The organism is Phenylobacterium immobile (ATCC 35973), from assembly GCF_001375595.1.
GTDB lineage: Bacteria > Pseudomonadota > Alphaproteobacteria > Caulobacterales > Caulobacteraceae > Phenylobacterium > Phenylobacterium immobile.
The window spans coordinates 2,800,619-2,825,538 of sequence record NZ_CVJQ01000001.1 but is presented as its reverse complement, the minus strand read 5'-3'; the positions used below and the strand labels follow the sequence as shown (position 1 = coordinate 2,825,538).

The window sequence follows — 24,920 nt, the reverse complement described above, 5'->3', positions numbered from 1 at the left end:
GTGATTCGCAACCTCAGCGCTATAAATCATTGTTTTCGCTGATCCTTCGCCGACCGATATCTTCCGGCTCTTCACGCTGGACTTCGCCCAGTACGGAAGCGGTAGTGTCGCCGCGCCCGGCCAACCGGGCTCGCCTCAGTACGGGGACCGCGATGGGCGGACCCGCGTATCGGAGGCGAATATGACCAAGTCCAAGATGAACACTCAGCGTGAAGAGGTTGGGCCCGCGGCGCCCGAGGCCGTGACGCCGAGGGGCAAGCTCGGTGCGCTGGTGGCGCTGTTACTGCGGCCGGAGGGGGCCAGCTTGGATGTGATGCAGGCGGCCACCGGCTGGCAGGCTCACTCAGTGCGCGGCGCCATCGCCGGCTCCATCAAGAAGAAGCTGGGCTTCGCGGTGACCTCCGAGAAATCCGAAGCGGGCCGCGTTTACCGCATCGTGAAGGGAGCCGGCGCGTGAGCGCCGGCGACTTCCTCGCTGGGCTGGAGTCCATGTCGCTCGCCGAACTGCGCGCGACATGGACGGAGCGCCTCGGTGTCGAGCCGCCGAAGCTGCGCACCCGTGATCTTCTGGCGCTGGCCCTGGCTCATCGACTGCAGGTCAGGGCGCATGGCGATCTGCCGGGACCGGCCAAGCGGAAGATGGCCGAACTGGCGCGGCGGTTCACCGAGGACCGGAGCTACACGCCGACGCCTGGGCCAGCGCTGAAGTCGGGCTCTTCCCTGATCAAGGAATGGCGCGGCGTGCGCCACGAGGTTCGGGTGCTGGAGGATGGCTTCAGCTACCAGGGCGAGCGGCTGGGCTCCTTGTCGGAGGCCGCTCAGCGGATCACAGGGACCAAGTGGAACGGCCATGTCTTCTTCGGCCTGAAGGCGCGTCGCCGATGAGCCCGCGTCTGCGCTGCGCGATCTACACCCGAAAGTCCTCCGAGGAGGGGCTGGAGCAGAATTTCAACAGCCTGCACGCGCAGCGGGAGGCCTGCGAGGCCTATGTGCTCTCCCAGACCGGGGAGGGCTGGACGGCGATCAAGACAGCCTACGACGACGGCGGCTACTCGGGCGGCTCCATGGAGCGGCCAGGGTTGAAACAGCTGATGACCGACATCGCTAAAGGCCTGGTGGACATCGTCGTGGTCTACAAGGTCGACCGGCTGACCCGGTCGCTTGCCGATTTCGCGAAGATCGTCGAGCTGTTCGACGCTAAGGGCGTGTCGTTCGTGTCCGTCACCCAGGCCTTCAACACGACCTCCAGCATGGGCCGGCTGACGCTGAACGTGCTGCTCTCATTCGCCCAGTTCGAGCGCGAGGTGACCGGCGAGCGCATCCGCGACAAGGTTGCCGCCTCCAAGGCCAAGGGCTTGCGGATGGGCGGACGACCGCCGCTCGGCTACGATATTGTCGAAGGGCGGTTGGCGCTCAACGCGGATGAAGCGCCTGGCGCTCGACGTATCTTCGAGCGCTACCTCGCGCTTGGCTCGCTGCACGCCTTGGAGCGTGAGGGTGTGCAGGGGAAGCGTTGGATCAACAAAGCAGGGGACATGGTCGGCGGCGGCACCATGACTCGTGGGGCGATCTACTACCTTCTTACCAATCCGGCCTACCGCGGCATCACCCGCCACAAGGACAAGCGCTACGACGACACCCACCCGGCGATTGTCGATCAGGAACTCTGGGACGCGGTGCAGGCCAAGCTCGCAGAAGGCAACGCCAGTCAGCCCAAGACGGAGATGCGCGGGGAGGGGGCAAGGCTTGAGGGCCTGGTCTTCGACGATCGCAACAATCCCATGGTCGCGGTCCACACCAAGCGCGGGATGACCCGCTACCGCTACTATCTCTCCCGGGCCAAGCTAACCGGCAAGGGCGAGGCCGGCAGCCTGCATCGGATCTCGGCTGGCACGCTGGAACGGTTCCTCGGCGAGCGCCTTGTCCCGATGTTCTCCCCGGCGTGGCGCCCTGGTCCCGAGGATGTCGAGCGGGTGACGTCTGCGCTTCGACGGGTCACGCTGAGCCAGGACCAGATCGTCGTGCATGTCGCCGAGGCGGCGATCTCGCCGGAGCTGCTCGATGCGGCTGACGTTACGCGCCTGGAGGATGGCGTTTGCAGCATCCGATTGGCCTTCCACATGCGTCGGCGCCAGGGCGCGTTGATCCTGGAGGCCGCCGACAGCGCAGCCGCTCCTGCGGCCCAGGTAGATCGCGCGCTCGTCCGGGCGATGGCGCTCGCCCGGGTCTGGGCGGCTCAGCTGGAGAGCGGTGAGGTGGGTTCGGTGAAAGAACTCGCCCGCCAAAATGGCCTTTGTCACAATTATACAGCTCGGCTGCTGCCCCTGGCTTATCTCGCGCCTGATCTCACCGAAGCGGTCTTGCTGGGCGCCCAACCTCGATCCGTCTCCCTGGCCGCTCTGACCGCGCAGCCTCTACCGCTGGACTGGTCCGAGCAGCGTCGGCGCTTCGCCGCGATCGGCTGACGCCTCCCACACTTTGTAGATGCGATCACGACCGTCGGCGTCCGCCGGCGGTCGCCGCCGTTCGGGCTGCCCCTGTTATTTCCCCTGTTCTCAGGGGCAGAAGGCGAAAGTCACACTTCTGGAATGGCCCCAGAGAGTGGCGGGGGAAATGGGCCTATGAGGGCGGATTGGCGGCTCTCGGAGAGCCAGGCAGGCGGGCCTGCATCCGCCTAACCGGCGGACTTCTCGGGGCTAATTTGGCGCGGGAAAATCACCCCGCGTTAGCGGGGAAATGAATGGTCGGAGTGGCAGGATTCGAACCTGCGACCCCCGCGTCCCGAACGCGGTGCTCTACCAGACTGAGCCACACTCCGACTTGGAGGGCGGCTTATAGATGAGCGAATTGCCCCCTGCAAGGCGGCCAAGCAGGCGTTGCATCGCGATATTGTCTGGGCTATCTGAGCGCCCTCGCGCGGCTCGCCGCCGCCGTTCCTGCTGGGGAATGGTGTAATGGTAACACTGCGGTTTTTGGTACCGTCATTCTAGGTTCGAGTCCTAGTTCCCCAGCCACTTCCTCACGCTAGATCCGGCCGCCTTGATGGCCTCGCGACGGACGCGTTGACCCTGAATATCGACCCTCTCGGCCAGCGCGCGGCCACGTTCCGTACCGCCGCCATGTGATGATGGATCACCAGAACTAGCCGGTGACGAAGGCTGGCATGAGCCCCCGCTGTCGCCTTAGGGTTAAGATTCAAGACACGGTGGCCGGAAAACGTCCTTGCCAGGACGATTTTCGATTTGACCGTCCACCGCATTCTGCCGCGCTCTCGGGCTGCCCGCGGCCGCCGCGGCAAAATCGCCACAGTACGTGTCTTTGCGGCGCTACAGCTATTGAGATGCCTAAGCGGTGGGCGCATTTACGCCGCGCTGCACAACTGCAGCACAGTTAGTGGGATAAATTCATGAAGACCTCCATGCTCGCCGCCGTCGCCGGTTCTCTCGTTGCGCTTTGCGCCGTCCCCGCCGCCGCCCAGAGCATCTCTCAGCCCAGCCTGTACGGTAACCTGGGCTATGCCTTCGTCGACGGTGGCAGCGACGCCAACTTCGGCGCAATCGCCGGCCGCCTGGGCGCGCGCGTCCACCCCTATTTCGGCGTTGAAGCCGAAGCCGCCTTCGGCGTCGACGGTGACCGCACGACGGTCGGCGCGACCACCGTCAAGACGAAGCTGAAGCACAGCTTCGCCGGTTATGGCGTCGGCTTCCTGCCGGTCGCGCCGAACGTCGACCTGCTGGCCCGCGTCGGCTACGGCACGTCGAAGGTCGGCGCCAAGAGCGGCGCGATCAGCGTCAGCGACAGCGAAGAGTCCTGGAACTACGGCGTCGGCGCCCAGTACGCCTTCGACGGCGTCAACGGCATCCGTGGCGACTACACCCGCCACGACTTCAACAACGGCGGCGGCAAGGCCGACGTGTGGGCCGTGTCCTACGTCCGTAAGTTCTAATTCGTTTAGTACAAGCGTAACGGAAGGGCGGGCGCCGCAGGGCGCCCGCCTTTTTCGTATCAGCTCAGATCCACGCCCGGTCCCTGTGGCGCTGTTTCCGCCCCGCCGTTGAGCGCCTTCTGCATCCAGACGATGTCGACCCATCGGCCGTGCTTGAAGCCGAGGTTGCGGCCGACGCCGGCGGGCTCGAACCCGAGGGAGCGATGCAGGCCGATCGAGGCGGCGTTGCCGCTGTCGCCGATCACCGCCATCACTTGACGTACGCCCAGGTTCTCGCAGGCCCTCAGCACCTGCGCCAGAAGCAGCCGGCCGACGCCGCGGCCGACGGCGTCCGGGGCCACATAGACACTGTCCTCCACGGTGTAGCGGTAGGCCGCGCGCGGGCGAAACGGTCCTGCGTAGGCGAATCCGAGAACACCGCCGTCATCTTCCGCAATGAAGTGGGGCAGGCCCTTGGCGACGATCGCCGCGCGCCGCGCCGCCATATCGGCTGTGGTTGGCGCGGCCTCTTCGAAGGTGCCGAACCCATGGACCGCATGCCAGCCATAGATGGCCGCCATAGCGTCGGCGTCCGCAGGCGTTGACGTCCGCACGATCACGCTTTGGTCCATCCCCGCTCCAACGCCCAGATGGCGAAGGCGTAGTCGAGGGCGATCTCCTTCAGGAAGTCGAACCGCCCTGACGCGCCGCCGTGGCCGGCGTCCATGTTCAGCTTCAGCATCACCGGCGCCGCGCTCGTCGTTTCAGCCCGCAACCGGGCGATCCACTTGGCCGGCTCCCAATAGGTGACGCGCGGGTCGGACAGCCCGCCGGTCGCCAGGATCGGCGGATAGGGCTTGGCCGCCACCTGGTCATAGGGGCTGTAGCTGGCGATCAGGTCGTAGGCCGCAGGATCCTCGATGGGATTGCCCCACTCAGGCCATTCCGGCGGCGTCAGCGGCAAGTCGGCGTCGCTCATGGTCGACAGGACATCGACGAAGGGCACGGCGGCGATCACCGCGCCCCAGAGGTCGGGCCGCAGATTGGCGACCGCACCCATCAGCATCCCGCCCGCCGAGCCGCCGTAGGCCGCCACCCGTCCGGGGGTTCCATAGCCTTCCGCGCACAGATGCTCGGCGCAAGCGATGAAATCCGTGAAGGTGTTGGGCTTGGTCTCGCGCCGGCCGCCGAGGAACCAGCCCCAGCCCTTGTCCGAGCCGCCGCGGATATGAGCCACCGCCCAGATCCACCCCCGATCCACCAGGCTCAGGTTCCGGATCGAGAAGCTCGGCTCCATGGCGTGGCCATAGGCGCCGTAGCCATAGACCATCAGCGGCGCCGAGCCGTCGAGCGGCGTGTCCTTCAGCATCAGCACGGTGATCGGCACGGTCTCCCCGTCGGCCGCCGTCGCTTGCAAGCGACGCGCCACGTAACGGTCCGGATCATGCCCCGATGGGATTTCCTGGGTCTTGCGAAGGGTCCGCGCCCGGCTCGCCAGATCATAGTCGAACCACTGCCTGGGCGTCGTCGGGGACTGGTAGACGAAGCGCACAACCGTCGTGTCGTATTCCAGCGCGCCCTCAAGACTCAGCGCATAGGCCTCTTCGTCGAAGCTGACGATGTGCTCGGATCCATCGCGCGCCGTGACGACCAGGCGGTCCAGGGCGTCGGTCCGTTCGGCGCGCACCAGATGGCCGGCATAGGCGGCGAAGCCGGTGATGTATCGGCCAGGCTGGTGGGCGATCCATTCGCGCCAGGTCGCCTGGACGGGAATGTCCGCCTGCGAGGTCATCAGCTTGAAGTCGACGGCGTCGCCCGCGTTGGTCCGTATGACCCAGCGATCGGTCCAATGGTCCAGATCGTACTTCACCCCCTTCTGGCGCGGCGCGGCGACCACCGGCGCCGCATCCGGCGTCGCCTGCGGAATAACCAGCACCTCAGTGGTCTCCTGATTACCGACATGGATCAGCATCCACTGGTCGTCGGCGGTGCGGCCGACGCCCAGGAACATGCCGTCGTCGGCCTCTTCATAGACCAGCACGTCTTCGCCGAAGCCGGGCGTATCGGCCCCCAGCGGCCGGCGGAAGACTTTGGCGGGCCGCGCGTTCTCATCGCGCCAGATCCAGAACAGCCAGGCGCTGTCCGCGGAAAAGGCGAAGTCCCCGGCCGAGCTCTCCACCGCGCCGCCGACGGACGCGCCGTCGTTCAGCCGCTTCACCTGGATCGTGAAATACTCCGAGCCCTGTTCGTCGCTCGCCCACGCGTAGAGGCGGTGGTCCGGCGAATGTCCCGCCGCGCCCACCTGGAAGAAGGCCTTGCCTGACGCCAGGGCCTCTTCATCCAGCAGGATCTGCTCTGGCCCGCCGCCGCGCGGGCGACGCGCATGGATCGGGTGTTGAGCGCCAGTCTCGAAGCGGGCGTAGTATTCGAAGGGTCCGTCCGACGCGGGGACGGAGGAGTCATCTTCCTTGATCCGGCCCTTCATCTCGGCGAACAGCTGCGCCTGCAGGGTCTCGGTCTGCGCCAGCAGGGCCTGCGTGTAGGCGTTCTCAGCCTCGAGGTGGGCGCGGATGGCCAGGTCCAGCTTCGAGGGATCGCGCAGCACGTCGCGCCACGCGGCATCCTTCAGCCAGGCGTAGTCATCCACTCGTGTGCGACCCAGCTGGTGGATCGTCTGCGGGCGCTTCGGGGCCACGGGGGCGAGGGGAATGCTCATTCCCAAGTCATGGCCCGCCCCCGACGCGGGCTCAAGCGTCGCCGCATTTATGGTCAAGCGTCGAATGGGCGCACGATTGTGAACACCCCGCCACTTGGCGCCGCGGCCTGACTCTGGTTTGAGAAAGGACATCGAGATCGCGCTTAAGACGCGAAGGGTGTTGTGGTTTTTCGTTTTTGAGTTCGGGTTTGGGGGCGTGACATGGTCTTCGACCTTTCCGTCGAACTGATTCACGTGACCGTCCAGCTGGAGCAGCCGCTCGGCGACGGGACGCGTACTGTGGGTACGGGATTCCTGATTTCTGACCCCGCGCCGGACGGTACGCCGCGCACCGTGCTGGTCACCGCCAGCCACGTCCTCGACAAGATGCCGGGACAGGTGGCCCGCATCGGTTACCGCGTCGAAAACCCCGACGGCACCTGGAGCTACACCCCCACCTCATTGACGATCCGCGACGCCCGCGGCCATCAGCTGTGGACCCGCCACCCGCAACGCGACGTCGCCGCCCTCAGCGTCCAGGCGCCGCCGGAATTCGCCAAGGCGGCGATCCCGAAGGACTACTTGGCGGGCGACGACACCTTCACCAGCCACCATGTCGCCGCCGGCGACGAGATGATGGCGCTGGGCTTCCCGCGCGGCCTGGCCGCCAACCAGGCGGGCTTCCCGATCCTGCGCGCCGGCCGCGTCGCCTCCTTTCCGGTGGCGCCGGCCAAGGCCTTCCCGACCTTCCTGCTCGATTTCTCGGTCTTCCCGGGCAACTCTGGCGGCCCGGTCTATATGAACGACACCGCACGCCGCCGTAACGGCGCTAGCGGCGCGGCGTCGGAGTTCATCGCCGGCCTTCTGACCCAGCAGGTCGAGCTGAACAGCGAGCGCCTGGAGATCGGCATCGTCACCCACGCCAAGTATATCCGTGAGACGCTCAATCTAATCGACGACCCGGCCGCGCCGGTGACGATCATCGCCAGCGACACCGTGTTCGCCGGCGCTAAGGCCGCCTCGGCCGAGGAAGCTGTCGCCGACTGGTGATCTGCAAGGCGCCGGCCACGGCAAGTTTGCAGTTCGGCTTGCGCTGGTTTTGAGCTCCGCCCGCTGCGGACTTTGCTTTCTCTTCTTGCTTGTTGCGAACAATTTGCTGCAGGCGATGGCTGCTTGTGTGGCCAGGGTCTTCCATATAATGAGCCTGTAACAGTCTAGATTTCTTTCTCCGCGTGCGTCGCGGGCATTTGGTGGAATTGAGCGCATGGATGATAAGTCAGACGTCATCGAGATGACGGCGGATATTGTCTCCGCATATGTTGGCAACAATACCGTCGCGGCTGCGGACCTGCCCAACCTGATCCAAAGCGTGCATCGCGCCCTGGCGAGTGTCTCCGCCGGTGTCGAAACCGCAGAAGTCGCGCCTAAGGAACCGGCGGTGCCGGTGCGTCGCTCCATCACCGCCGACCATTTGGTCTGCCTGGAGGACGGCCGAAAGTTCAAGTCGCTGAAGCGCCACCTGCGCACCAAGTACAACATGAGCCCCGAGGAATATCGGGCCAAGTGGGGCCTGCCGAAGGACTATCCGATGGTCGCCCCGAACTACGCCAAGGCCCGCTCAGACCTGGCCAAACAGATGGGTCTCGGCCAAGGCGGCCGTCAGGCGCCGCGCAAAGCTCGCAAATAAGACCGATTCGGTCGGCTGAAGGCGGCGGGGCGACCCGCTGCCTTTTGGCGTCTAGGCCAGGGCCTCCGCGTCGCGACGGATGCGGGCGACCATCGAGGCCAGACCGTTGGTCCGCTGCGACGACAGCGATTGCGAGAAGCCTAAGCGCTCGAAGGCGGCCTTGATGTCGAAGGCCAGGATCTCCGCCGGTGTCCGCCCCGACAGTAGCCGCAGCACCACGGCCACCAGCCCGCGGACGATGTGAGCGTCGGAATCGCCACGAAACACGACGGTCCCGTCGGCTTGGGGCTCAGTGACCAGCCACACCTGGCTCGCGCAGCCACGCACCTTGTTGGCGTCGATCCGCTCGGCGTCGCTCAGCGGCGCCAGCGTCCGGCCAAGGTCGATCACATAGCCGTACTGCGCCTCCCAGTCCCCGAGGAGGTCGAATTCGGACGCAACCTCGTCCAGGGCCTCGTTGATCGTGCTCATGCAGGCGCACTTAGGGGAGGGGCCATCTCCGGTCCAGGGGTTACGCGCCGGGCGCTGGGCGCGTAGGTTCGCGCCATGTTGCTCTCCACCGACATCTGGGTCGGCGCCCTCATCCGTCGCGCCGAAGTTTCCGGCGCGTTCGCGATGGTGGAGCGCAAGGGAGACGCCAACGCCGGCTCGGTGCTGGTCAAGGTGCTGAACCGGCCGCGGGGCACCGCCACCCTCTATGCGGAGGCGACCCGCATGGACGGCGAGCGGTTCTGGATGCAGCCCCACGCGTCGGACCAGGAACGTGAGCTCGACGACTATATCGCCCGAGCCGTTAGCCGCGACCCTGACCTTTGGGTGGTCGAGATCGACGACCGCCAGGGCCGTCACTTCCTTACCGAACCCGTTGAGCAGACGTCATGAAGGATTTTCCCATGCTGCGCCTCTGTCTGCCTGTGATTGCGGCCCTCGCGCTCGTCGGCCCCGCCCTGGCTCAGGAGCATCGCGCGCAAGATCATGCCGCGCATGGGGCGCCGGCCTGCGCAGCTGTGGATGTCGCCGCGCCGGCCGGCTGGAGTCGCCGGGTCGAACTCACCGCCGCCACCGAGGACGGCGGGGCCAGCGCGGCCATGCTGGGCCTCGGCCAGTCGGCCAAGGCGCGGCTGACCAGCGGCGCCGAGGTGGTCTTCCCGGTCGCGCCGCAGAAGACCCCGGCCGGCGAGACCTACGCCGGGCTCTTCGAACTGAACGTCCCCGTCGCCGGAACCTACCGGCTTTCGCTCAGCGAGCCTGCGTGGGTCGATGTGGTCGAGAACGGCCTGCTGATCGAGGCCGCCGCCCATGCCCACGGCCCGCCCTGCGGCACGGTCCGCAAGATGGTTGATTTCCCGCTGAAAGCCGGCCGCCACGTCGTGGAGATCGCCGGCGCGCCGAAGCCCGACATCGTCATCATGGCCGCGCCCGCGTCATAGTTTCTCGAGGGATGGCGGCGCAGGCTTCGTCCGCTCGCTGCACCGCTCTGTCAGATAGGCCGTGATCGCGGGTCAACGAGGGCGGAACGCCAGCGGCGCCCGGAGGGTTGGGCATCGTCATGCCCAGCCTCGCCGACCTGCCCGTCCCGCTCGACCTGGCCCCCATGGAGGCCAAGCGCATCGCCGCGCTGCCGGCCGATCCGGGCTGGTGGTTCGAGCCCAAGTGGGACGGCTTCCGCTGCCTGGCCTACCGCGCCGGCGGCGAGGTTGAACTCAAGGCCAAGTCTGGCAAGTCGCTGACCCGCTTCTTTCCGGAGGTCGCCGCGCGGTTGGCCCAGACCGCGCCGCAGCGCTTCGTCCTCGACGGCGAATTGGTCATCCCGGTGGAGGGACGCCTCGCCTTCGACGCCCTGCAGATGCGGCTGCATCCGGCCCAAAGCCGCATCGATAAGCTCTCCATAGAGACGCCGGCCGATCTCATCCTTTTCGACTGCCTGCTGGGGCCGAGAGGGGCGCCCTTGCTCGCGGCGCCGCTGCAGAGCCGGCGTGCTGCGCTCGAAGACCTTGTGGACGCGCTCGACCTTCCCGAGCATCTGCGCCTGTCGCCGAGCGCGGCGGACATCGTCCAGGCCCGACGCTGGCTGGAGGGATCGGGCGCCGAGACCGATGGCGTGGTCGCCAAGCGCTGCGACGGCGTCTACGCGCCAGGCGAGCGCGCCATGCTGAAAATCAAGCGCCTGAGAACAGCCGACTGCGTCGTCGGCGGCTTCCGTTATCTCAAGGATCAACAGCTCGTAGGCTCGCTGCTGCTTGGTCTCTACGACGCCGAGGGACGCCTGAACCACGTCGGCTTCACCTCGATGATCAGCGACGCCGAGCGGCCCGATCTCACTCGCCAACTGGAGGCCGTCACTGGCGGTCCGGGCTTCACCGGCGATATGCCCGGCGGGCCCAGCCGCTGGAGAGATGAACGCTCCGCCCAATGGACGGCGCTCAAGCCGGAGCTGGTTGTCGAGGTCTTGTTCGACCAGGTCACGGCGGGCCGCTTCCGCCACGGAACACGCCTGGTCCGCTGGCGGCCTGACAAGGCGCCGGCCCAGTGCCGCGAGGATCAGATCGCGCCCTGAGCCTCGAACGACGCCAGGATCGGGCAGGGGCCATGGTCGCCGGCGCTGCAGGCGTCGGCCAGGCGCCGCAGCGAGCTGCGCGCCGTCTCCAGCTCGGCAATACGCGCGTCCAGCGCAGCGATCCGCTCGCGCGCCAGGGCCTGGGCGCGGGCGTGATCAGAGCCGGCGTCCAGCGCCAGCAGTTCGGCGATCTGCTCCAGGGTGAACCCGGCCGCCTGGGCTGAGCGGATGAACCGCAGGCGCCGCACGGCCTCGCCATCATAGCGCCGCGCGCCGCCGTCGCGCGATCCGCCGGCCGGCCGCTCGGGCGTCGGCAGCAGGCCGCGCCGCTGATAATACCGCACCGTCTCGACGCCGACCCCGCCGGCGCGGGCCAATCCTGCGATGGTCGTCATAGCCGCCTCTTGACCCCGTACCATGGTACGGACCTTACATAGACGGGCGAGACAGACAGACAAGCCTTGAAGGAGGCGCCAAATGACCAAGCCCATTCGCCACGCCGAGCTCTACCGGATGGTGTACGACACCCACACGTGCCCTTGGGGCCTGCGCGCCCGCGACCTGCTGAAGCGCCGCGGCTTCCAGATCGACGATCACCACCTCCACAACCGCGACGAGACCGAGGCCTTCAAGGCCGAGCACGGGGTCAAGACCACGCCGCAGATCTGGATCGACGGCCAGCGCATTGGCGGCCACGACGACCTGCGCCGCTTCCTTGGCCTCAAGGTCCACGACCCCAAGGCCAAGACCTATACCCCGGTCCTGGTGGTCTTCGTCGTCACCGCGCTGATGGCGCTCGCCCTCAGCTACGGCGTCTTCGGCCAGCTCCTGACGGTGCGCACGGGCGAGTGGTTCATCAGCCTGTCGATGATGGCGCTTGCGATGCTGAAGCTGCGCGACATCGACAGCTTCTCGACAATGTTCCTGAACTACGACCTGCTGGCCAAGCGCTGGATCCCCTACGGCCGCATCTATCCCTTCGCCGAACTGGGCGCGGGGATGCTGATGACCGCTGGCGTCCTCACCTGGCTGTCGGCGCCCATCGCTATCTTCATCGGCGGGATCGGCGCTGTCTCGGTGATCAAGGCGGTCTATGTCGACAAGCGCGAACTCAAGTGCGCCTGCGTCGGCGGGGACAGCAACGTGCCCCTGGGCTTCCTGTCCCTCACCGAGAACCTGATGATGCTCGCCATGGCGATTTGGATGCTCGCCATGGGGTCCTTCGGCCTGGGGGTCGCGCACATATAACTCGCGCGAATACCTCGCCATCCCAACATGCGATTTCCGGCCGCTCCGGAGACCGTCTAGAAGCCTTTGGACAATTGCCGGGGCAAGGACTTGTCCATGCGCGCGCGCAGGCTCAAACTGCCGGCAACAGACCGCCGAGGGCGGCCGACAATGACTTGCGCCAGCCTAGGCCGGCGCCGGTGAAATTTTGGGGAGGCGGACTATGGAATATCGCAATCTGGGCAATAGCGATTTGCGCGTTTCGGTCGTTGCGCTAGGCGGCAACACCTTCGGCCCGCCGCGCCTGGACGAGGCGGCCAGCATCCGCACCATCCACGCCGCCCACGACCTGGGCGTCAATTTCGTCGACACCGCCAACGGCTATGGCGGCGGCCAATCGGAGATCTTCGTCGGCAAGGCGCTCGCCGATCGCCGTGATAAGTGGGTGATCGCAACCAAGTTCAACCTGCGCAACCTGGGTGACGCCAATGTCGGCCAGTACATCACCGACCGCTGCGATGAGAGCCTGAAGAAGCTGGGTGTCGATCATATTGACCTCTACCAGCTCCACCAGCCCAGCTTGAAGACACCGGAACATGAAATCCTGGCCGCGCTCGATCGTCTGGTGAAGGCCGGCAAGGTGCGTGAGATCGGATCGTCCAACCACTCCGCCTGGCATTTGGCGAAGAGTTGGTACACGGCTCGCGCCATGGGCGTGAAGAGCTACATCACGGCGCAGGATCACTACAACATGCTGCGCCGGCAGATCGAAGCCGAGCTCGTGCCATTCACTAAGGAATTCGGCCTCAGCATCATCCCATACTTTCCTCTGGGCGGCGGCTTCCTCACGGGCAAGTACACCAAGGGCGAGGCCGCTCCGGCCGGCACCCGCGGGGCCGAGGGCTCCGGCGTGGTCGCCAACAACACCAACGACCGCAACTTCGCCATCGTCGATAAGCTGAAGCCCTTTGCGGCGGATCGGCAACGCACGACGGCCGAGCTCGCGGTAGCCTGGCTGCTCGCCAATCCGCAGGTCGGTTCGGTCATCACCGGCGTCAGCAACCCCGAGCAGGTGGCCATGAACGTCAAGGCCGCCGGCTGGGTTCTCTCGCCGGAAGAAAAGGCCGAGCTCGACACCCTGGCGCCGCGCGAGGGCGACGACAGCGGAAATGTGGTCGGCGCCGGCCGTGCAGCGGCGGCTGCGGCCAAGCCTGCGCCCGCCAACGCCTAAGTGCGCGTAGCGGCGGGCTCCCGGGTCCGCCGCACCCTCCGAACCTTGTTAACGACGCCCGCGCCCCGCGGCCGACGCCTCCTGCCTGATGGAAACGTCCATGTCCGACACCGAACACCGCCGTTGGCTGATCACCGGCTGCTCCACCGGCTTCGGCCGCTTCCTGGCCGAGGCGGCGCTGGCCCGCGGCGACCAGGTCCTGCTGACCGCCCGCAAGCCGGAGGTCCTGGCTGACCTCGCCGCCCAGTATCCCGACACGGCGCGGGCCATTAAGCTCGATGTCACCAATCCTGACGACGTCGCGGCCGCAGTCGCCGCCGGCGACGAGGCCTTCGGCGGGATCGACGTCCTGATCAACAACGCCGGATTCTCCGTGGTCGGCGCCATCGAGGAACTGGAGCCGGAAGAGTATCGGCCGCTCTACGAGACCAACCTGTTCGGCGTGCTGAACATGGTCCGCGCCTTCACGCCCCAGATGCGGGCGCGGGGCTCCGGCGTGCTGGGCGTTGTCTCCTCGGTCGGCGGCCAGATCGCGTCGCCCGGCATGGCGCACTATTCGGCGACTAAGTCGGCCGTTGAGATGATCCACGAAGGCATGCAGGGCGAGCTCGCCCCCTTCGGCGTGCGCACCCTGATCATCGAGCCCGGCCTCTTCCGCACCGCGATCATCGGTTCGCTCTGGTACCCCAAGAACATCATGCCGGAATACGACCACGCCTCGGGCGCGGTTCGGCGGCGGATGGACGGCGCGGTCGGCAATGAGCCGGGCGATCCGGTCAAGGCGGCCAAGCTGATCATCGAGCAGGTCTATGATGACAACGCCCCCCTGCGCCTGCCGCTCGGCATTGGCGCGGCCCAGCGCATCAAGGACAAGGCCGCCCGCGTCACCGCCAACATGGAGGCGCTGGAAGCGCGCGCTGACAATACGAGCTTCGATAAGGCCTAAACGCCCGCGCCCGGAGGCCTTCGCCAAGCTTGCGGGGTGATAGGCCCGATTCGTCCGATTGCGCCTATCGATGAGGCTGACGCAGCTCGGCTGATCGCGCCTATGACCTGTGAAACCGCGGGCGTTTCGCGCCCGCATCATGATTTCAGCGGACGGAAGCCTCGATCCGCCCCATGATTGTCATCGCTGCGGCGATGTTCTCTCCCGCGCCCGGCTGATGAGAAGGATGTCCAAATGGCCAATGAGCTTTCCGCCGAATCCATTCAGATCGTGAAGGCGACGGCTCCGGTGCTGGTGCAGCACGGTGTTGCGATCACCACCCGGATGTACGAACGCCTCTTCGTCGACCCAGAAATCAAAGCCCTTTTCGACGAGGCCGCCCAGACGTCCGGGGAACAGCCCAAGCGCCTGGCGGCGGCGATCGTCGCCTATGCCCAGAATGTCGATAACCTCCCCGCCCTCGCCGGCGCGGTCGAGCGCATGGCTGCCCGCCATGTTCAGACGTATGTGAAGCCTGAGCATTATCCGAAGGTCGCGGAAGCGCTGCTGCCCGCCATTCGCGACGTCCTGGGAGAGGCGGCTAGCGATAAGGTGCTTGAGGCCTGGGGCGAGGCATACTGGTTTCTCGCCGATATCCTGATCGCGCGCGAACGGGCGCTCTATGCCGAGCACCCTTTGAGCTAGGAGGTTTAGGCCACCCAACTGCGCGCATTGCGCAGGCGTATGCCGCTGGCGTGGACGCTGGTGTCCCAGAGGTCCTTTAGCGGCGCCAGGCTAGGCAGCACCCGCAGTTCCACGCCCGCGTCGGCGAGCGCGCCTGGCAGATCCTTCAGCAGGTGGACGCTGCGTGGCTCCACCGCCGTGCGCGAGACCCACATGCCTGCGTCTGACAGGTCTTCGAAGGTCTCGACGGGCAGGGTGTAGCGCCAGAGCCGGCCTGTGGTCAGGGCCTCGAACCACTCCCATTCGATGTGGGCGATGATGCGCGCCTCGGACCGGCCCCAGAGGCCGTGTCGATCTTCCTCCGTCGTCTGCGCCGTCGCCCAGATGAGGATGCGTGGGCACTCGCGCGGGAACAGGTACATGGCCGCATAGTCTTCGGCGATCCCCCAGACCAGCGGTCCGTTCAGCCATTCCCGACCCGGTCCCCGCTCCGACGGCGTTTTCACCGGCTGTGGTTCGAACCGCTCGATCGTCCCGTCATCGCTGAAGTGCAAGAGGCGCATTGAGGCACATTCGATTGCTAAGCGCCGCCATCAAGGTCGGCTTGAGATCGGTTGGCGTCTTGTTCGACACGAAGGACAGAAAGGTCACGAAGGCGCCTTCGCTAACCCAGAGCCTTCGGCCTCGCCGCCGTCAGTGAATCGCCTACGGCGCAGGGTTTGTGTCGGAGGCATCAAGCCCCCGAGCCCGTTATCTGCTGGCGGCCGGTGCAGTGGCAGGCGGCCCGGATGAGCGGTGCGCCCGTCACCGCGAAGGTGGTTCGGCCGCACCGGCAGGCGCCCTTGATGGGACGTGTCATCAGCCGATCGTAATCGCGTCCACGCGGCTGGGATAGAAGGCGACGTGACCGGTGATCTCGGTCACGGCGCCATGGGCGGCTTCGTAGGACCACACGGCGTTGACGGACTTTTCGCCGCCCGCGGGGATCGAGTAGTAGCTGCAGTCGCCCTTGAAGACGCAGTAGCTGTAGTTGTCGGTGGGCGTGAGCAGCGACATGTCCACATCCTTGCGCGGGATGTACTGCACGGCCGGATACTCGGCCTCTTTCAAGGTGATGGCCTCCCGGCTGTCGGCGATGGTCTTGCCGCCCGCGGTGACCACGACGCGGCCCTCGGTGGGGGTGAGCGTAATCGGGTGGCCCTCGTAGGGTAGCTTGATCTCCTTGCCGTCCGGCCGGATCGCGTGCACGGGGCCGACTGGTTTTTCCGCCATGACCATCTCCTTGGGATTTTGGCAAATAGAGCGCCGGCTGCGCCGCGCGGGCCAGCAAATTTTCCTATCAGGGCGCCCAAGCCTGATCCGGTATCAGGCGGGTGACCGCTCGAAAGCTGAACGTTTGGGTGCTAGGCAGCCCCCATGAGCGCCACACCTTCCGCCGAGGCCGCCCGCAGGCGGACCTTCGCCATCATTTCCCACCCTGACGCCGGCAAGACGACGCTCACGGAAAATCTGCTGCTGGCCGGCGGCGCGATCCGCGCGGCCGGCGCGGTGCGGGCCCGCGGCGAGAACCGCCGCACCCGGTCCGACTGGATGAAGATCGAGCGCGAGCGAGGCATCTCGGTCTCGGCCTCGGTCATGACCTTCGACCACCAAGGCCTGATGTTCAACCTGCTCGACACGCCGGGCCACGAAGACTTTTCGGAGGACACCTACCGCACCCTGACCGCCGCCGACGCCGCGGTCATGGTGCTGGACGCCGCCAAGGGCATCGAGCCGCAGACGCTGAAGCTGTTCGAGGTGTGCCGCCTGCGTGACATCCCGATCGTCACCTTCATCAACAAGATGGACCGCGAGGCGCAGGACCCGTTCGAGCTCCTGGACGAGATCGCCTCGAAACTAGCGCTGGACCCCTCGCCGCTCTATTGGCCGGCTGGCTCGGGCGGGCGGTTCAAGGGCATGTTGGATCTGCGCAGCCAGAAATTCCTGCCCTTCGCCAAGCAGCGCGAGGCAGATGACAAGCACCCCGACGCCATCGCCTTCAAGGGCGCCGCCATCGCCTCCTATCTCGACGCCGATGAAGTCGAGGAGCTGTCAGACAACGCCGAGCTGGCCCAGGGCGGACTGAAGCCGTTTGATCCGCAGGCCTTCCTCGAAGGTCATATGACGCCCGTGTTCTTCGGCTCGGCGCTGCGCCACTTCGGCGTCGATCAGCTGCTGGAGGGCCTGGGCGCCTACGCGCCGGCGCCCAAGACCGTGCCGGCGTTGCGTGGCGGCGAGGAAACCCACGTCGCCCCGGGCGACCGCGAGGTCTCAGGCTTCGTCTTCAAGGTCCAGGCCAACATGGATCCAAACCACCGCGACCGGATCGCCTTCCTGCGGCTCACCTCCGGCCAGTTCGCCCGCGGCATGAAACTGAAGGTGCAGAACACCGGCCGCCAGCTGTCGGTCAATGCGCCGATCATGTTCTTCGCCTCCGACCGCGAGCTGGCGGAAGAAGCCTTCGCCGGGGATGTCATCGGCATCCCCAATCACGGCGTGCTGCGCGTCGGCGACAGCCTGTCCGAGAGCGGCGCCTTGCGGTTCGCCGGCTTGCCCAACTTCGCGCCGGAGATCCTCCAGCGCGTGCGGGTCAAGGATCCGCTGAAGGCCAAGCACCTGAAGAAGGCGCTGGAAGGCTTGGCCGAGGAAGGGGTGACCCAGCTCTTCCGGCCGGCGCTCGGCTCGGATTTCATCGTCGGCGCCGTGGGCCAGCTGCAGTTCGAGGTCATGGCCGACCGCCTGGCCAACGAGTATCAACTGCAGGTCATCTTCGAACCCAGCCCCTATGCGGAAGCCCGCTGGCTGGGCGGCGACAAGGCCGACGTCGAAGACTTCGTCGCCAAGCACCGCTCGGCGATCGGGACCGACATCGACGAGCAACCCGTCTATCTCGCCAAGTCGTCCTGGGACATTAACTACGCCGCCGACCGCTATCCCAAGGTCCGCTTCGAGCGCTCCAAGGAACGCGCTTGAACCCCTCCGCCATCGTCTACGGCGCGCCGTCGCCCGGCCTGATCGAAGTCCCAACCGGCGCAGTCCAGACCTCGCCGCTGATCCCCGGATCAGCGGACCTCGCCGAAATCGCGCCCGGGTCGCTGGCCTCGGCCCATGTGCTGGCGCCGCCTGGCGTGGCGGAGCGGGCCTATGTGACGGCGCTGGCCTTTCGGGCTCTGGCGCCGGGCGGGCGGCTCGTCCTGTTCGCGCCCAAGGACAAGGGCGGCCAGCGCCTGAAGGCCCTGTTGCAGGGGTTCGGCTGCGAGGTCGCCGAGGACGCGCGCAAGCACCACCGCTTCTGCTTCGCCTCGCGTCCGGCGGAGATCACCGGGCTGGATGCGGCGATCGCGGCCGGAGCGCCGCGGCTGTCGGCCGAGCTTGGCCTGTGGACCCAGCCCGGCGTCTTCAGCTGGGACCGGATCGATCCTGGCAGCGCGCTGCTCATGCAGGCCCTCGACGGGCTGGCGGGGGCCGGCGCGGACCTGGGCTGCGGGATCGGCGCCCTGTCGGCCGCGCTCCTCGGTTCGCCGACGGTGACGACGCTGCATGGCGTGGACGTGGACGGGCGCGCCATCGCCTGCGCCCAGCGCAATCTGAGCGATCCGCGGATGCGCCTGGCCTGGGCCGACGTCCGGCGCTGGACGGACGCACCGAGCGATCTCGACTTCGTTGTGATGAACCCGCCGTTCCACGATGGCGGCTCGGAGGACAAGGCGCTCGGCCAGGCTTTTATTCGCGCCGCCGCAGCGATGCTTCGTGCCGGCGGGACACTGCGCCTCGTCGCCAATCGGCACCTGCCCTATGAGGCGGTCCTTCGCGAGGCCTTCGCCGCGGTCACGCCAATCGGCGACGCTCAGGGCTACAAGCTCTATGAGGCGCGGCGGTGAGCGAAAAGCCCGCCAAGCCTTTGATGGCCAGGCTCGATCGCCTGCTCGCCAACCTCGGCTACGGCTCGCGCCGCGAGGTCACGGCCCTCGTCGCCCGTGGGCAGGTTGTGCTGGACGGCCGGCCTCTGAAAGACTCCGGCGCCAAGATCGCGGTCACCGCCGACCTGCCCACTCGCCTGCTCGTCGCGGGCCAGCCGATCGATCCCCCGGCGCCCCTGACGCTCGTCATGCACAAGCCTCTCGGGGTGGTTTGTTCACACCGCGAGGCGGGTCGAACGGTTTATGAACTCCTGCCGCAGCGCTGGCGCGCGCGCGAGCCAGGCCTGTCCACGATCGGGCGTCTCGACAAGGACACCTCAGGCCTCCTCCTGATCACCGACGACGGCCCCTTCCTGCATCGGGTGATCTCGCCCAAGGCCATGATCGCCAAGCGTTATGCAGCGACCTTGGCGCGCCCGCTGAACGGCGGCGAGGGCGCGACCTTCGCGGCCGGGACGCTCGTGCTCGAGAATGAGGCCGATCCCCTGGCGCCGGCGGCGCTGGAGCCGCTCTCAGAGACGCAGGCGCGCCTGACCATCACGGAAGGCCGCTACCATCAGGTCCGCCGGATGTTCGCCGCCGTCGGCAACCACGTCGAAGCGCTCCATCGCGATCGCATCGGCGGCCTCGATCTGCCGGCGGATCTGGAGCCGGGCGATTGGCGAATCGCGACCGCCGATGAGCTGGCCGCGATCTTCACGGCCTAGCTGTTCGACGCTAGGTTTCCCCGGCCCCAGGAGAGGGTGGCCGCCATGCAACGCATCATGATCGTCGGCCAGCCGGGCTCAGGGAAGAGCACGCTCGCCCGCCAGCTGGGCGAGCGCACCGGCCTGGCGGTCGTTCACATCGATCTCATCCATTGGCAGGACGGCTGGTCGAGCGGACACGCGAGGAAAAGACGCGGCTCTGCCTCGAGGTCGAGGCGCGTGACGAATGGATCTTCGAGGGCGGCCACTCGGTGACCTGGCCCAATCGTCTGTCGCGCGCCGACATGCTGATCTGGCTCGACCTCCCTTTCGCCTTGCGGGTCGGCCGAGTGATCCGCCGCAGCCTGACCATGCTCGGAAAGTCGCGGCCGGATCTGCCGGACGGCTGTCCCGAACGCCTCGATATGCTGCCGGAATTCCTGCGCTACGTTTGGACGACGCGGACCTCGATACGTCAGAAGATCGCCGCCCTGGCGACCGCCGCCCCCTCCCACTGCCGCGTCGTCCGCCTGCAGTCCAAGGGCGCGGTCGCGGCGTTCCTGCGGACACTGCCGGAAAGTCACAAAATCTAGAGCGCGGGAACAACGAGATTCCTCAACGCTTTACAGTCATGACGAAGGACTCGTTAACCATACCCAAGGTTTTAATCTCTTGTTAATTTCCACCACCCCCGCTTTTCTTAGCGCCTGGAAGACCAAGGCAGAGCGTTTCATGCGCTCACGGCCGCGGACCTGGGGCGGCGCCATGTTTGAAGCCAGCGACGAGTTGAAGCGTGTGTTCGACGCCGCCGCGGCCGGCGACGGCGGCGTGCTGGATCGCGAGCTGGAGATATTGACCGAGGCGCTGCACGGACTGGACCGCAACGAGCGGCCCGTCGCCTGGGCGCGCACCGAGTTCGCCTTGGGGCTCACGCTCAAGGCTAAGGCCGAACTCGATGGCGATGAGCGCCTGTTCGAACAGGCCGTCACCGCCTTCGACCGCGCCAACCAGATCCTGCGCGAAGTCCCCGCCGCCTCGGCCGACACCACCCTGCGCGGCCTGCTGATCAACGCCCGCGCCGTCTGCGCCGCCCGCGCGGCGGCCCTGACCGGCGATCTGGGTCTGGCCGACGCCGCCGAGGCCGCCGCCAAGATGGAGCTGGCGGCGCTCGACGCCGCCGCCGAACCGCTCGACTGGGCGCTCGCGCAACTCCAACTCGCCCGGCTTTACGAGGCGCGAGCCGAGGTTCTCGGCGAAGGCGACGCCCGCCTGCCCGGCGCTCTCTTCGCCCTCGACGCCGCCATCGAGATCTTCAGCGAGGAAGGCTGCCACGGTCTCTCCGTCATCGCCGAAGACGCCTTCGCCCGGCTGACGCGGCGGACGGCCATGGTCTAGCTAGAAGCACGCGCTATAGTCCTCCGCAAAGGCGTGAGGACGCGATGAAGCGAGTACTGGTGGCGGCCAGCTTAGCCTTAACGTCACCGGCGTTCGCCGAGGTGATTAGTCAACCCGACTGGATCCAGAAACCCACCCAGGAGGAGATGTGGCGCGTCGTGCCCACCCAAGCGGCCCGCGAAGGCGTCGCCGGCGAAGCCTTCGTTGAATGCAGGGTCAATGTTGAAGGGGGCCTGCATGCCTGCAAGGTGTTCCACGAGGCGCCTCTGGGGATGGGTTTCGGCGAGGCCGCGCTGGCGATGACTCCGGTGTTCCGCATGCGCCCTTTGACGAGAGACGGAAAGCCGTTCCCCGATGGGATCGTGCGCGTGCCAATCCGCTGGCGGATTGAAGGTCCCATGGCGCAGACCGGTGCGAGCGTCCTGCGGGCCCCCCAATGGTTGAAAGCCCCCGACTTCGATCAACTTGTGGCCAGCTATCCGGGGCGGGCGCGAGAAGAAGGCGCGCCGGGTCGCGTGACCCTGATGTGCCGCTACTCGAAGACAGGGACGCTGAGCGCCTGCGAGGTGCACGAAGAGACGCCCCGGCGGATGGGCTTTGCCGCGGCGGCGCGCAAGCTCTCGCCGCTCTTCCAAGGGCCAGCTCTATCACCTGACCTTCAGCGCCGAGAAATCAAAGCGATGGTCAACGTGACCTTTCCAACCGGCGCCCTGAAGGGTGAGCGGCGGGTCGGCAAGCCGACTTGGCGCCAATTGCCGACAGCAGCGGATCTCGCGGAAGTCTTTCCTGAGGCGGCGCGAAAGGCCGGGCGCGGGGGCTCGGAGCTGGTGAAATGCCGGGTGATCGCTGATGGCGTTCTGCAGGCCTGTCAGCCGATCCGCGAGACGCCCCAGGGCGAAGGCTTTGGCGCCGCGGCCGTTCGGCTTGCGCACACTTCGCGCATGTCGGTTTGGAGCGATGAGGGCCTGCCAACCGCCGGCGGCGACGTCACTATCCCCTTTCGGTTCGAGCCAGAAATTCCGTCGCCACCGAAGTAGTCTAGCGGCCCCGCCACCACTTCAGGCCGGCCTGCTCCGCCCGCTCGAGCAGAGCGTGCAGCACAGCGCCCAGGAGTCCCAGCATCACCAGCGCGGCGAACATGCGCGCCGTCTGCAGGCGGTTGCCGGCTTCCAGGATCCGCCAGGCCAGGCCCTGGGCGCCGCCGGATCCGGCGACGAACTCGGCGACCACCGCGCCGATCACCGCGAGGCCGGCGGCGACCTTGTGGCCCTCCAGCAGGAACGGCACGGCCGAGGGCAGGCGCAGGCGGACCAGACGCTGCAGGCGGGTCGCGCCATAGAGGTCGAAAACCCGCTCTAGATCCGGGTCCGCGGCCTTCAGCCCAGTGAGCGCGCCCGAGAAGATCGGGAAGAAGGCGACGACCGCCGCCAGGGCGATGATCGCGCGGCCTGGGTGGTCAAGGCCGGCCCAGATCAGCACCAACGGGGCCAGCGCCACCACCGGCGTGACCTGCAGGACGACGGCCAGTGGGCGGACCGCGCGCTCCAGGGTGGGCGACAGGGCGACGGTGAGGGCGAGCGTCTGGGCCAGCACGCTGGCGACCACCAGGGCCAGCAGCGCCATGGCCAGGGTGTTCCAGGCCGAGACCAGGAGCGAGGCGAAGTCGGCGACCAGCGCCTTGGCGATGGCCGAGGGCGCGGGGAGGAAATAGGCGGGAACCTCCAGCGCCCGGCAGGCCATCTCCCAGCCGCCGAGCAGGACGGCGATCAGGCCCAGGGGCGCCAGGATGTAGATCGCGCGGTTCATAGGGCGCCGGCGCCTTCCAGGGCGTGGCTGACCTGCTCGACGCAGGCGCGGAACTCCGGCGTTACACGGAAGCCGGCCGGCCGGGGCAGGGGCGGTGTCTCAAACGTTCCCGCAATCCGGCCGGGACCTGGCGTCATCACCACCACCTTGGAGGCCAGGTAGACCGCTTCCTCTACATTGTGGGTGACGAAGACGATGGCCGGCTTGGAGGTCGCCCACAGCGCCAGGATATCGTCCGCGAGCCGGCGCCGCGTGATCTCGTCGAGAGCCGCGAACGGCTCGTCCAGCAACAGCAGCTTGGGGTCGGTCACCAGCGCCCGCGCGAGGGACACGCGCATGGCCATGCCACCCGAAAGTTGCGCCGGCCTCGCCGCCGTGGCCGCTGCGAGCCCGACTCGCTCCAAGGCCGCGGCCGCGCGCGGCCCGGCGTCCCGCGCGCCCGCGAGCTCCAGCGGCAAGCTCACATTGGCCTGCGCTGAGAGCCACGGCGCCAAGGTCGCCGACTGGAAGACCACCGCCGTCTCGCCGCGCCCGGCCGCGCGGGTGACGGTTCCGCGCGTCGGCTGCTCCAGCCCGGCCAGCAGCCGCAACGCCGTCGACTTGCCGCAACCGGACGGCCCGACCAGGGCCGTGATGGCGCCGGGCTCCAGCGTCAGGCTGAACGGGCCCAGGGCGCGACCGCGGGCGTAGTCGACGTCGACGTCCTGAAGTGCGGCGATCACGGCGCGGGCGGGCCAACAAACTGCAGCGTATAGGCGCGCTTGTAGTCCAGCGTCTTCGGATAGACCCCCTGGCTGGACGCCATGTCGAAGAAGTCCTTCCAGCGGGCGTCCGTCATCATCCCCGTGGCCACCACAGGCGAGCCGCCTACGATGGCGTTGTCGCGCAGCTTGACCTTGGCCTGGTCGAGCAGTTCCTGGGTCATCTCCGGGTTGTCCTTGCGGATCATCGCGTCGGCCGCCGCGGAATCGCCGTTCAGGTAGTCGTCCCAGCCCTTGGCGGTCGCCTCGACGAAGGCCTTCACCGCCGCAGGCTTCGCCGCGATCAGCTTGTCTGACGCGAGCGCCATGGCCGCGTAGCCCGGGTAGCCGTTGTCGGCGAGCAGGAAGACCTTGGGCTTCAGGCCCGCTTCCTTCTCGATCGTATAGGGCTCGCTGGTCAGGTAGCCCTGCTGGGCCACGCGCTTGTCCGACAGGAACGGGGCGGAGTTGAAGTTGTACTTGCGGATCTGGCTGTCGGTGAACCCGTACTTGGCCTTCAGCCACACCCAGAAGGCCGTGACCGACGCGTCGGACAGGAGGATCGGGTGGCCCTTCAGGTCGGCGATGGTCTCGATCCCTTGGTCGGGGTGGGCGATCAGGACCTGCGGATCCTTCTGCATGAAGGCGGCGACCGCCTTCACGGGCGCGCCCTCCTGGGCGAGGTTCAGGGCGATGAAGCTGTTGGAGCCCGTGCCCATCTCGACGGCCCCCGTGGCCACCAACTGGGGCACGTTCACGCCGGGCCCGCCCTGGATGATCTGCACGTCCAGTCCGCGCTTGGCGTACTCGCCGCTGGCCAGGGCCTGGTAGAAGCCGCCCTGTTCGGCCTGGGCGCGCCAGTCGGTTGCGAACCGGATGGTCGTGCGACCACTAGCCTCGGGGGCCTTTTCCTTTGCCGGCGAACACGCCGCGACGAGCGCCGCCAGTCCAATGGCGAACAGAACCTTGAGCTTCATGGGCATCCCTCTTCCGGGGAAACCGTAGGGAAGGGAAGGCCCCAATAGCAAGAGGGCGGCGCCTCGGTTTCCCGTGACGCCGCCCTCTGACCAGATCCGTTGGGGGATCTGAGCCGAGAAGCTCGGTTTGCGACTTCGATAAGCGGGTGTCCCCGCAGGTTTCCATCGCGCACCGGAACCCTCCTTCAAGCCTCCGTTCCGGGTTTCCCTGGTCCGTCCGCCTTCCGAAGGCCTCTGCCTCGCTCGCCGCCTCGACGCCGCCGTTTCCGGCCTTGTCTGGGAAGTTTCGCGCCGCAGTTCCTCTTGGCCACTTGACGTTGCTCCCACGCCCGTTATTAGGCAAGCGCCCGAACTCGCCCTGGTGTGTGCAATCGCCATTCCCGCGGTGGAAGGCCTGTGGACAGGCCGTGACTTTATCGGGAATAA

General features: G+C 67.1%; 29 protein-coding genes, 2 tRNA genes and 1 pseudogene. 21 read left to right on the top strand and 11 right to left on the bottom strand.

Annotated features, from left to right (window positions below; all coding sequences use genetic code 11):
- The first annotated feature begins 181 nt into the window (after positions 1–181).
- The 3 genes from BN1313_RS13830 to BN1313_RS13820 are packed head-to-tail and all read left to right on the top strand — an operon-like array spanning position 182 to position 2,465.
- Positions 182–457, top strand: a complete 276-nt coding sequence (locus BN1313_RS13830) for a DUF3489 domain-containing protein (RefSeq protein WP_245620201.1) — start codon at positions 182–184, stop codon at positions 455–457.
- Positions 454–885 carry a DUF2924 domain-containing protein gene (locus BN1313_RS13825; protein ID WP_091741889.1) on the top strand — a complete coding sequence of 144 codons (432 nt, stop codon included), beginning with the start codon at positions 454–456 and terminating at the stop codon, positions 883–885. Before BN1313_RS13830 ends, BN1313_RS13825 begins: the two co-directional genes overlap by 4 nt.
- Entirely contained in the window at positions 882–2,465 is a 1,584-nt protein-coding gene (locus BN1313_RS13820) for a recombinase family protein (protein WP_091741887.1), read from the top strand. Before BN1313_RS13825 ends, BN1313_RS13820 begins: the two co-directional genes overlap by 4 nt.
- Positions 2,466–2,741: 276 nt before the next feature.
- On the opposite strand, the gene BN1313_RS13815 is transcribed toward BN1313_RS13820, so the two are convergent.
- Positions 2,742–2,818 (bottom strand) — tRNA-Pro (locus tag BN1313_RS13815).
- Between the two features lie 122 nt (positions 2,819–2,940).
- On the opposite strand from BN1313_RS13815, the gene BN1313_RS13810 reads away from it, so the two are divergent.
- Both BN1313_RS13810 and BN1313_RS13805 read left to right on the top strand, forming a co-directional pair.
- A tRNA-Gln gene (locus BN1313_RS13810) sits at positions 2,941–3,014 on the top strand.
- Positions 3,015–3,406: 392 nt separating this feature from the next.
- Entirely contained in the window at positions 3,407–3,946 is a 540-nt protein-coding gene (locus BN1313_RS13805) for a porin family protein (protein WP_091741884.1), read from the top strand.
- A gap of 59 nt (positions 3,947–4,005) precedes the next feature.
- Here the strand turns inward: BN1313_RS13805 and BN1313_RS13800 are convergent, their stop codons facing one another.
- Together BN1313_RS13800 and BN1313_RS13795 are read right to left on the bottom strand one after the other, a co-directional pair.
- Positions 4,006–4,557, bottom strand: coding sequence for a GNAT family N-acetyltransferase (locus BN1313_RS13800; RefSeq protein ID WP_091741881.1), 552 nt, complete (start codon positions 4,555–4,557; stop codon positions 4,006–4,008).
- Entirely contained in the window at positions 4,542–6,641 is a 2,100-nt protein-coding gene (locus BN1313_RS13795; protein ID WP_091741879.1) for a S9 family peptidase, read from the bottom strand. The genes BN1313_RS13800 and BN1313_RS13795 overlap by 16 nt, the downstream gene beginning before the upstream one ends.
- A gap of 201 nt (positions 6,642–6,842) precedes the next feature.
- Between BN1313_RS13795 and BN1313_RS13790 the strand changes: the two genes are divergently transcribed.
- Together BN1313_RS13790 and BN1313_RS13785 are read left to right on the top strand one after the other, a co-directional pair.
- The gene (locus BN1313_RS13790) at positions 6,843–7,670 is read left to right on the top strand and encodes a trypsin-like serine peptidase (RefSeq protein ID WP_091741877.1); all 828 of its coding nucleotides are present in this window, start codon (positions 6,843–6,845) and stop codon (positions 7,668–7,670) included.
- Positions 7,671–7,884: 214 nt separating this feature from the next.
- Positions 7,885–8,307 (top strand): Ros/MucR family transcriptional regulator, encoded by a 423-nt coding sequence (locus BN1313_RS13785; RefSeq protein ID WP_091741875.1) that lies wholly within the window; start codon positions 7,885–7,887, stop codon positions 8,305–8,307.
- Between the two features lie 51 nt (positions 8,308–8,358).
- On the opposite strand, the gene BN1313_RS13780 is transcribed toward BN1313_RS13785, so the two are convergent.
- Positions 8,359–8,778, bottom strand: a complete 420-nt coding sequence (locus BN1313_RS13780) for a SufE family protein (protein WP_091741873.1) — start codon at positions 8,776–8,778, stop codon at positions 8,359–8,361.
- Positions 8,779–8,853: 75 nt separating this feature from the next.
- Between BN1313_RS13780 and BN1313_RS13775 the strand changes: the two genes are divergently transcribed.
- The 3 genes from BN1313_RS13775 (at position 8,854) to BN1313_RS13765 (ending at position 10,864) form a co-directional block, all read left to right on the top strand.
- The gene (locus tag BN1313_RS13775; RefSeq protein WP_091741871.1) at positions 8,854–9,189 is read left to right on the top strand and encodes a DUF1491 family protein; all 336 of its coding nucleotides are present in this window, start codon (positions 8,854–8,856) and stop codon (positions 9,187–9,189) included.
- A gap of 11 nt (positions 9,190–9,200) precedes the next feature.
- Positions 9,201–9,737, top strand: a complete 537-nt coding sequence (locus BN1313_RS13770; RefSeq protein ID WP_141653148.1) for a hypothetical protein — start codon at positions 9,201–9,203, stop codon at positions 9,735–9,737.
- 119 nt (positions 9,738–9,856) lie between these two features.
- Positions 9,857–10,864 carry an ATP-dependent DNA ligase gene (locus tag BN1313_RS13765; RefSeq protein WP_091742739.1) on the top strand — a complete coding sequence of 336 codons (1,008 nt, stop codon included), beginning with the start codon at positions 9,857–9,859 and terminating at the stop codon, positions 10,862–10,864.
- Here the strand turns inward: BN1313_RS13765 and BN1313_RS13760 are convergent.
- Complete coding sequence (locus tag BN1313_RS13760) at positions 10,849–11,259, bottom strand: MerR family transcriptional regulator (RefSeq protein WP_091741866.1); 411 nt, start codon at positions 11,257–11,259, stop codon at positions 10,849–10,851. The genes BN1313_RS13765 and BN1313_RS13760 overlap by 16 nt on opposite strands.
- A gap of 82 nt (positions 11,260–11,341) precedes the next feature.
- On the opposite strand from BN1313_RS13760, the gene BN1313_RS13755 reads away from it, so the two are divergent.
- From BN1313_RS13755 to BN1313_RS13740, 4 genes are all read left to right on the top strand, one after another.
- Complete coding sequence (locus tag BN1313_RS13755; protein WP_091741864.1) at positions 11,342–12,112, top strand: glutaredoxin family protein; 771 nt, start codon at positions 11,342–11,344, stop codon at positions 12,110–12,112.
- Between the two features lie 202 nt (positions 12,113–12,314).
- Positions 12,315–13,322 carry an aldo/keto reductase gene (locus BN1313_RS13750; RefSeq protein WP_091741861.1) on the top strand — a complete coding sequence of 336 codons (1,008 nt, stop codon included), beginning with the start codon at positions 12,315–12,317 and terminating at the stop codon, positions 13,320–13,322.
- Positions 13,323–13,422: 100 nt separating this feature from the next.
- Positions 13,423–14,268, top strand: coding sequence for an SDR family NAD(P)-dependent oxidoreductase (locus tag BN1313_RS13745; RefSeq protein WP_176696025.1), 846 nt, complete (start codon positions 13,423–13,425; stop codon positions 14,266–14,268).
- Positions 14,269–14,502: 234 nt separating this feature from the next.
- A complete protein-coding gene (locus BN1313_RS13740) occupies positions 14,503–14,952 on the top strand; it encodes a globin domain-containing protein (protein ID WP_091741856.1) in 450 nt (149 codons plus the stop codon).
- Positions 14,953–14,957: 5 nt separating this feature from the next.
- Here BN1313_RS13740 and BN1313_RS13735 read toward each other — a convergent pair whose 3' ends face one another.
- The 3 genes from BN1313_RS13735 to BN1313_RS13730 all read right to left on the bottom strand — a co-directional run bounded on the left by BN1313_RS13735 (position 14,958) and on the right by BN1313_RS13730 (position 16,203).
- Positions 14,958–15,494 (bottom strand): DUF6886 family protein, encoded by a 537-nt coding sequence (locus tag BN1313_RS13735; protein WP_091741854.1) that lies wholly within the window; start codon positions 15,492–15,494, stop codon positions 14,958–14,960.
- Positions 15,495–15,664: 170 nt separating this feature from the next.
- A complete protein-coding gene (locus BN1313_RS17160; RefSeq protein WP_483823943.1) occupies positions 15,665–15,790 on the bottom strand; it encodes a GFA family protein in 126 nt (41 codons plus the stop codon).
- Positions 15,790–16,203 carry a DUF427 domain-containing protein gene (locus BN1313_RS13730; protein WP_091742738.1) on the bottom strand — a complete coding sequence of 138 codons (414 nt, stop codon included), beginning with the start codon at positions 16,201–16,203 and terminating at the stop codon, positions 15,790–15,792. The genes BN1313_RS17160 and BN1313_RS13730 overlap by 1 nt, the downstream gene beginning before the upstream one ends.
- A gap of 144 nt (positions 16,204–16,347) precedes the next feature.
- Here BN1313_RS13730 and BN1313_RS13725 point away from each other — a divergent pair, with 144 nt between their 5' ends.
- The 7 genes and pseudogenes from BN1313_RS13725 to BN1313_RS13700 all read left to right on the top strand — a co-directional run bounded on the left by BN1313_RS13725 (position 16,348) and on the right by BN1313_RS13700 (position 22,008).
- Entirely contained in the window at positions 16,348–17,943 is a 1,596-nt protein-coding gene (locus BN1313_RS13725; protein WP_091741852.1) for a peptide chain release factor 3, read from the top strand.
- Positions 17,940–18,851 carry a class I SAM-dependent methyltransferase gene (locus BN1313_RS13720; RefSeq protein WP_091741849.1) on the top strand — a complete coding sequence of 304 codons (912 nt, stop codon included), beginning with the start codon at positions 17,940–17,942 and terminating at the stop codon, positions 18,849–18,851. Before BN1313_RS13725 ends, BN1313_RS13720 begins: the two co-directional genes overlap by 4 nt.
- A 23-nt stretch (positions 18,852–18,874) precedes the next feature.
- Positions 18,875–19,597 carry a pseudouridine synthase gene (locus BN1313_RS13715; RefSeq protein WP_091742736.1) on the top strand — a complete coding sequence of 241 codons (723 nt, stop codon included), beginning with the start codon at positions 18,875–18,877 and terminating at the stop codon, positions 19,595–19,597.
- 45 nt (positions 19,598–19,642) lie between these two features.
- Positions 19,643–19,708, top strand: a pseudogene (locus BN1313_RS17140) (hypothetical protein); the annotation flags it as partial.
- A gap of 41 nt (positions 19,709–19,749) precedes the next feature.
- A complete protein-coding gene (locus BN1313_RS13710) occupies positions 19,750–20,169 on the top strand; it encodes a P-loop NTPase family protein (protein ID WP_218054401.1) in 420 nt (139 codons plus the stop codon).
- A gap of 139 nt (positions 20,170–20,308) precedes the next feature.
- Positions 20,309–20,971, top strand: coding sequence for a hypothetical protein (locus BN1313_RS16635; RefSeq protein WP_091741847.1), 663 nt, complete (start codon positions 20,309–20,311; stop codon positions 20,969–20,971).
- 44 nt (positions 20,972–21,015) lie between these two features.
- Positions 21,016–22,008, top strand: coding sequence for an energy transducer TonB (locus tag BN1313_RS13700; protein ID WP_091741845.1), 993 nt, complete (start codon positions 21,016–21,018; stop codon positions 22,006–22,008).
- 1 nt (position 22,009) lies between these two features.
- Here BN1313_RS13700 and BN1313_RS13695 read toward each other — a convergent pair whose 3' ends face one another.
- From BN1313_RS13695 to BN1313_RS13685, 3 genes are read right to left on the bottom strand one after another with little or no spacing between them, the layout of a single operon-like run.
- Complete coding sequence (locus BN1313_RS13695; protein ID WP_091741842.1) at positions 22,010–22,777, bottom strand: ABC transporter permease; 768 nt, start codon at positions 22,775–22,777, stop codon at positions 22,010–22,012.
- Positions 22,774–23,499: an ABC transporter ATP-binding protein gene (locus BN1313_RS13690; RefSeq protein WP_091741839.1), complete on the bottom strand. Its 726-nt coding sequence runs from the start codon at positions 23,497–23,499 to the stop codon at positions 22,774–22,776. The genes BN1313_RS13695 and BN1313_RS13690 overlap by 4 nt, the downstream gene beginning before the upstream one ends.
- On the bottom strand, positions 23,496–24,494 hold the full coding sequence (locus tag BN1313_RS13685) for an ABC transporter substrate-binding protein (protein WP_091741836.1): 999 nt from the start codon (positions 24,492–24,494) through the stop codon (positions 23,496–23,498). The genes BN1313_RS13690 and BN1313_RS13685 overlap by 4 nt, the downstream gene beginning before the upstream one ends.
- Positions 24,495–24,920: the final 426 nt, after the last annotated feature.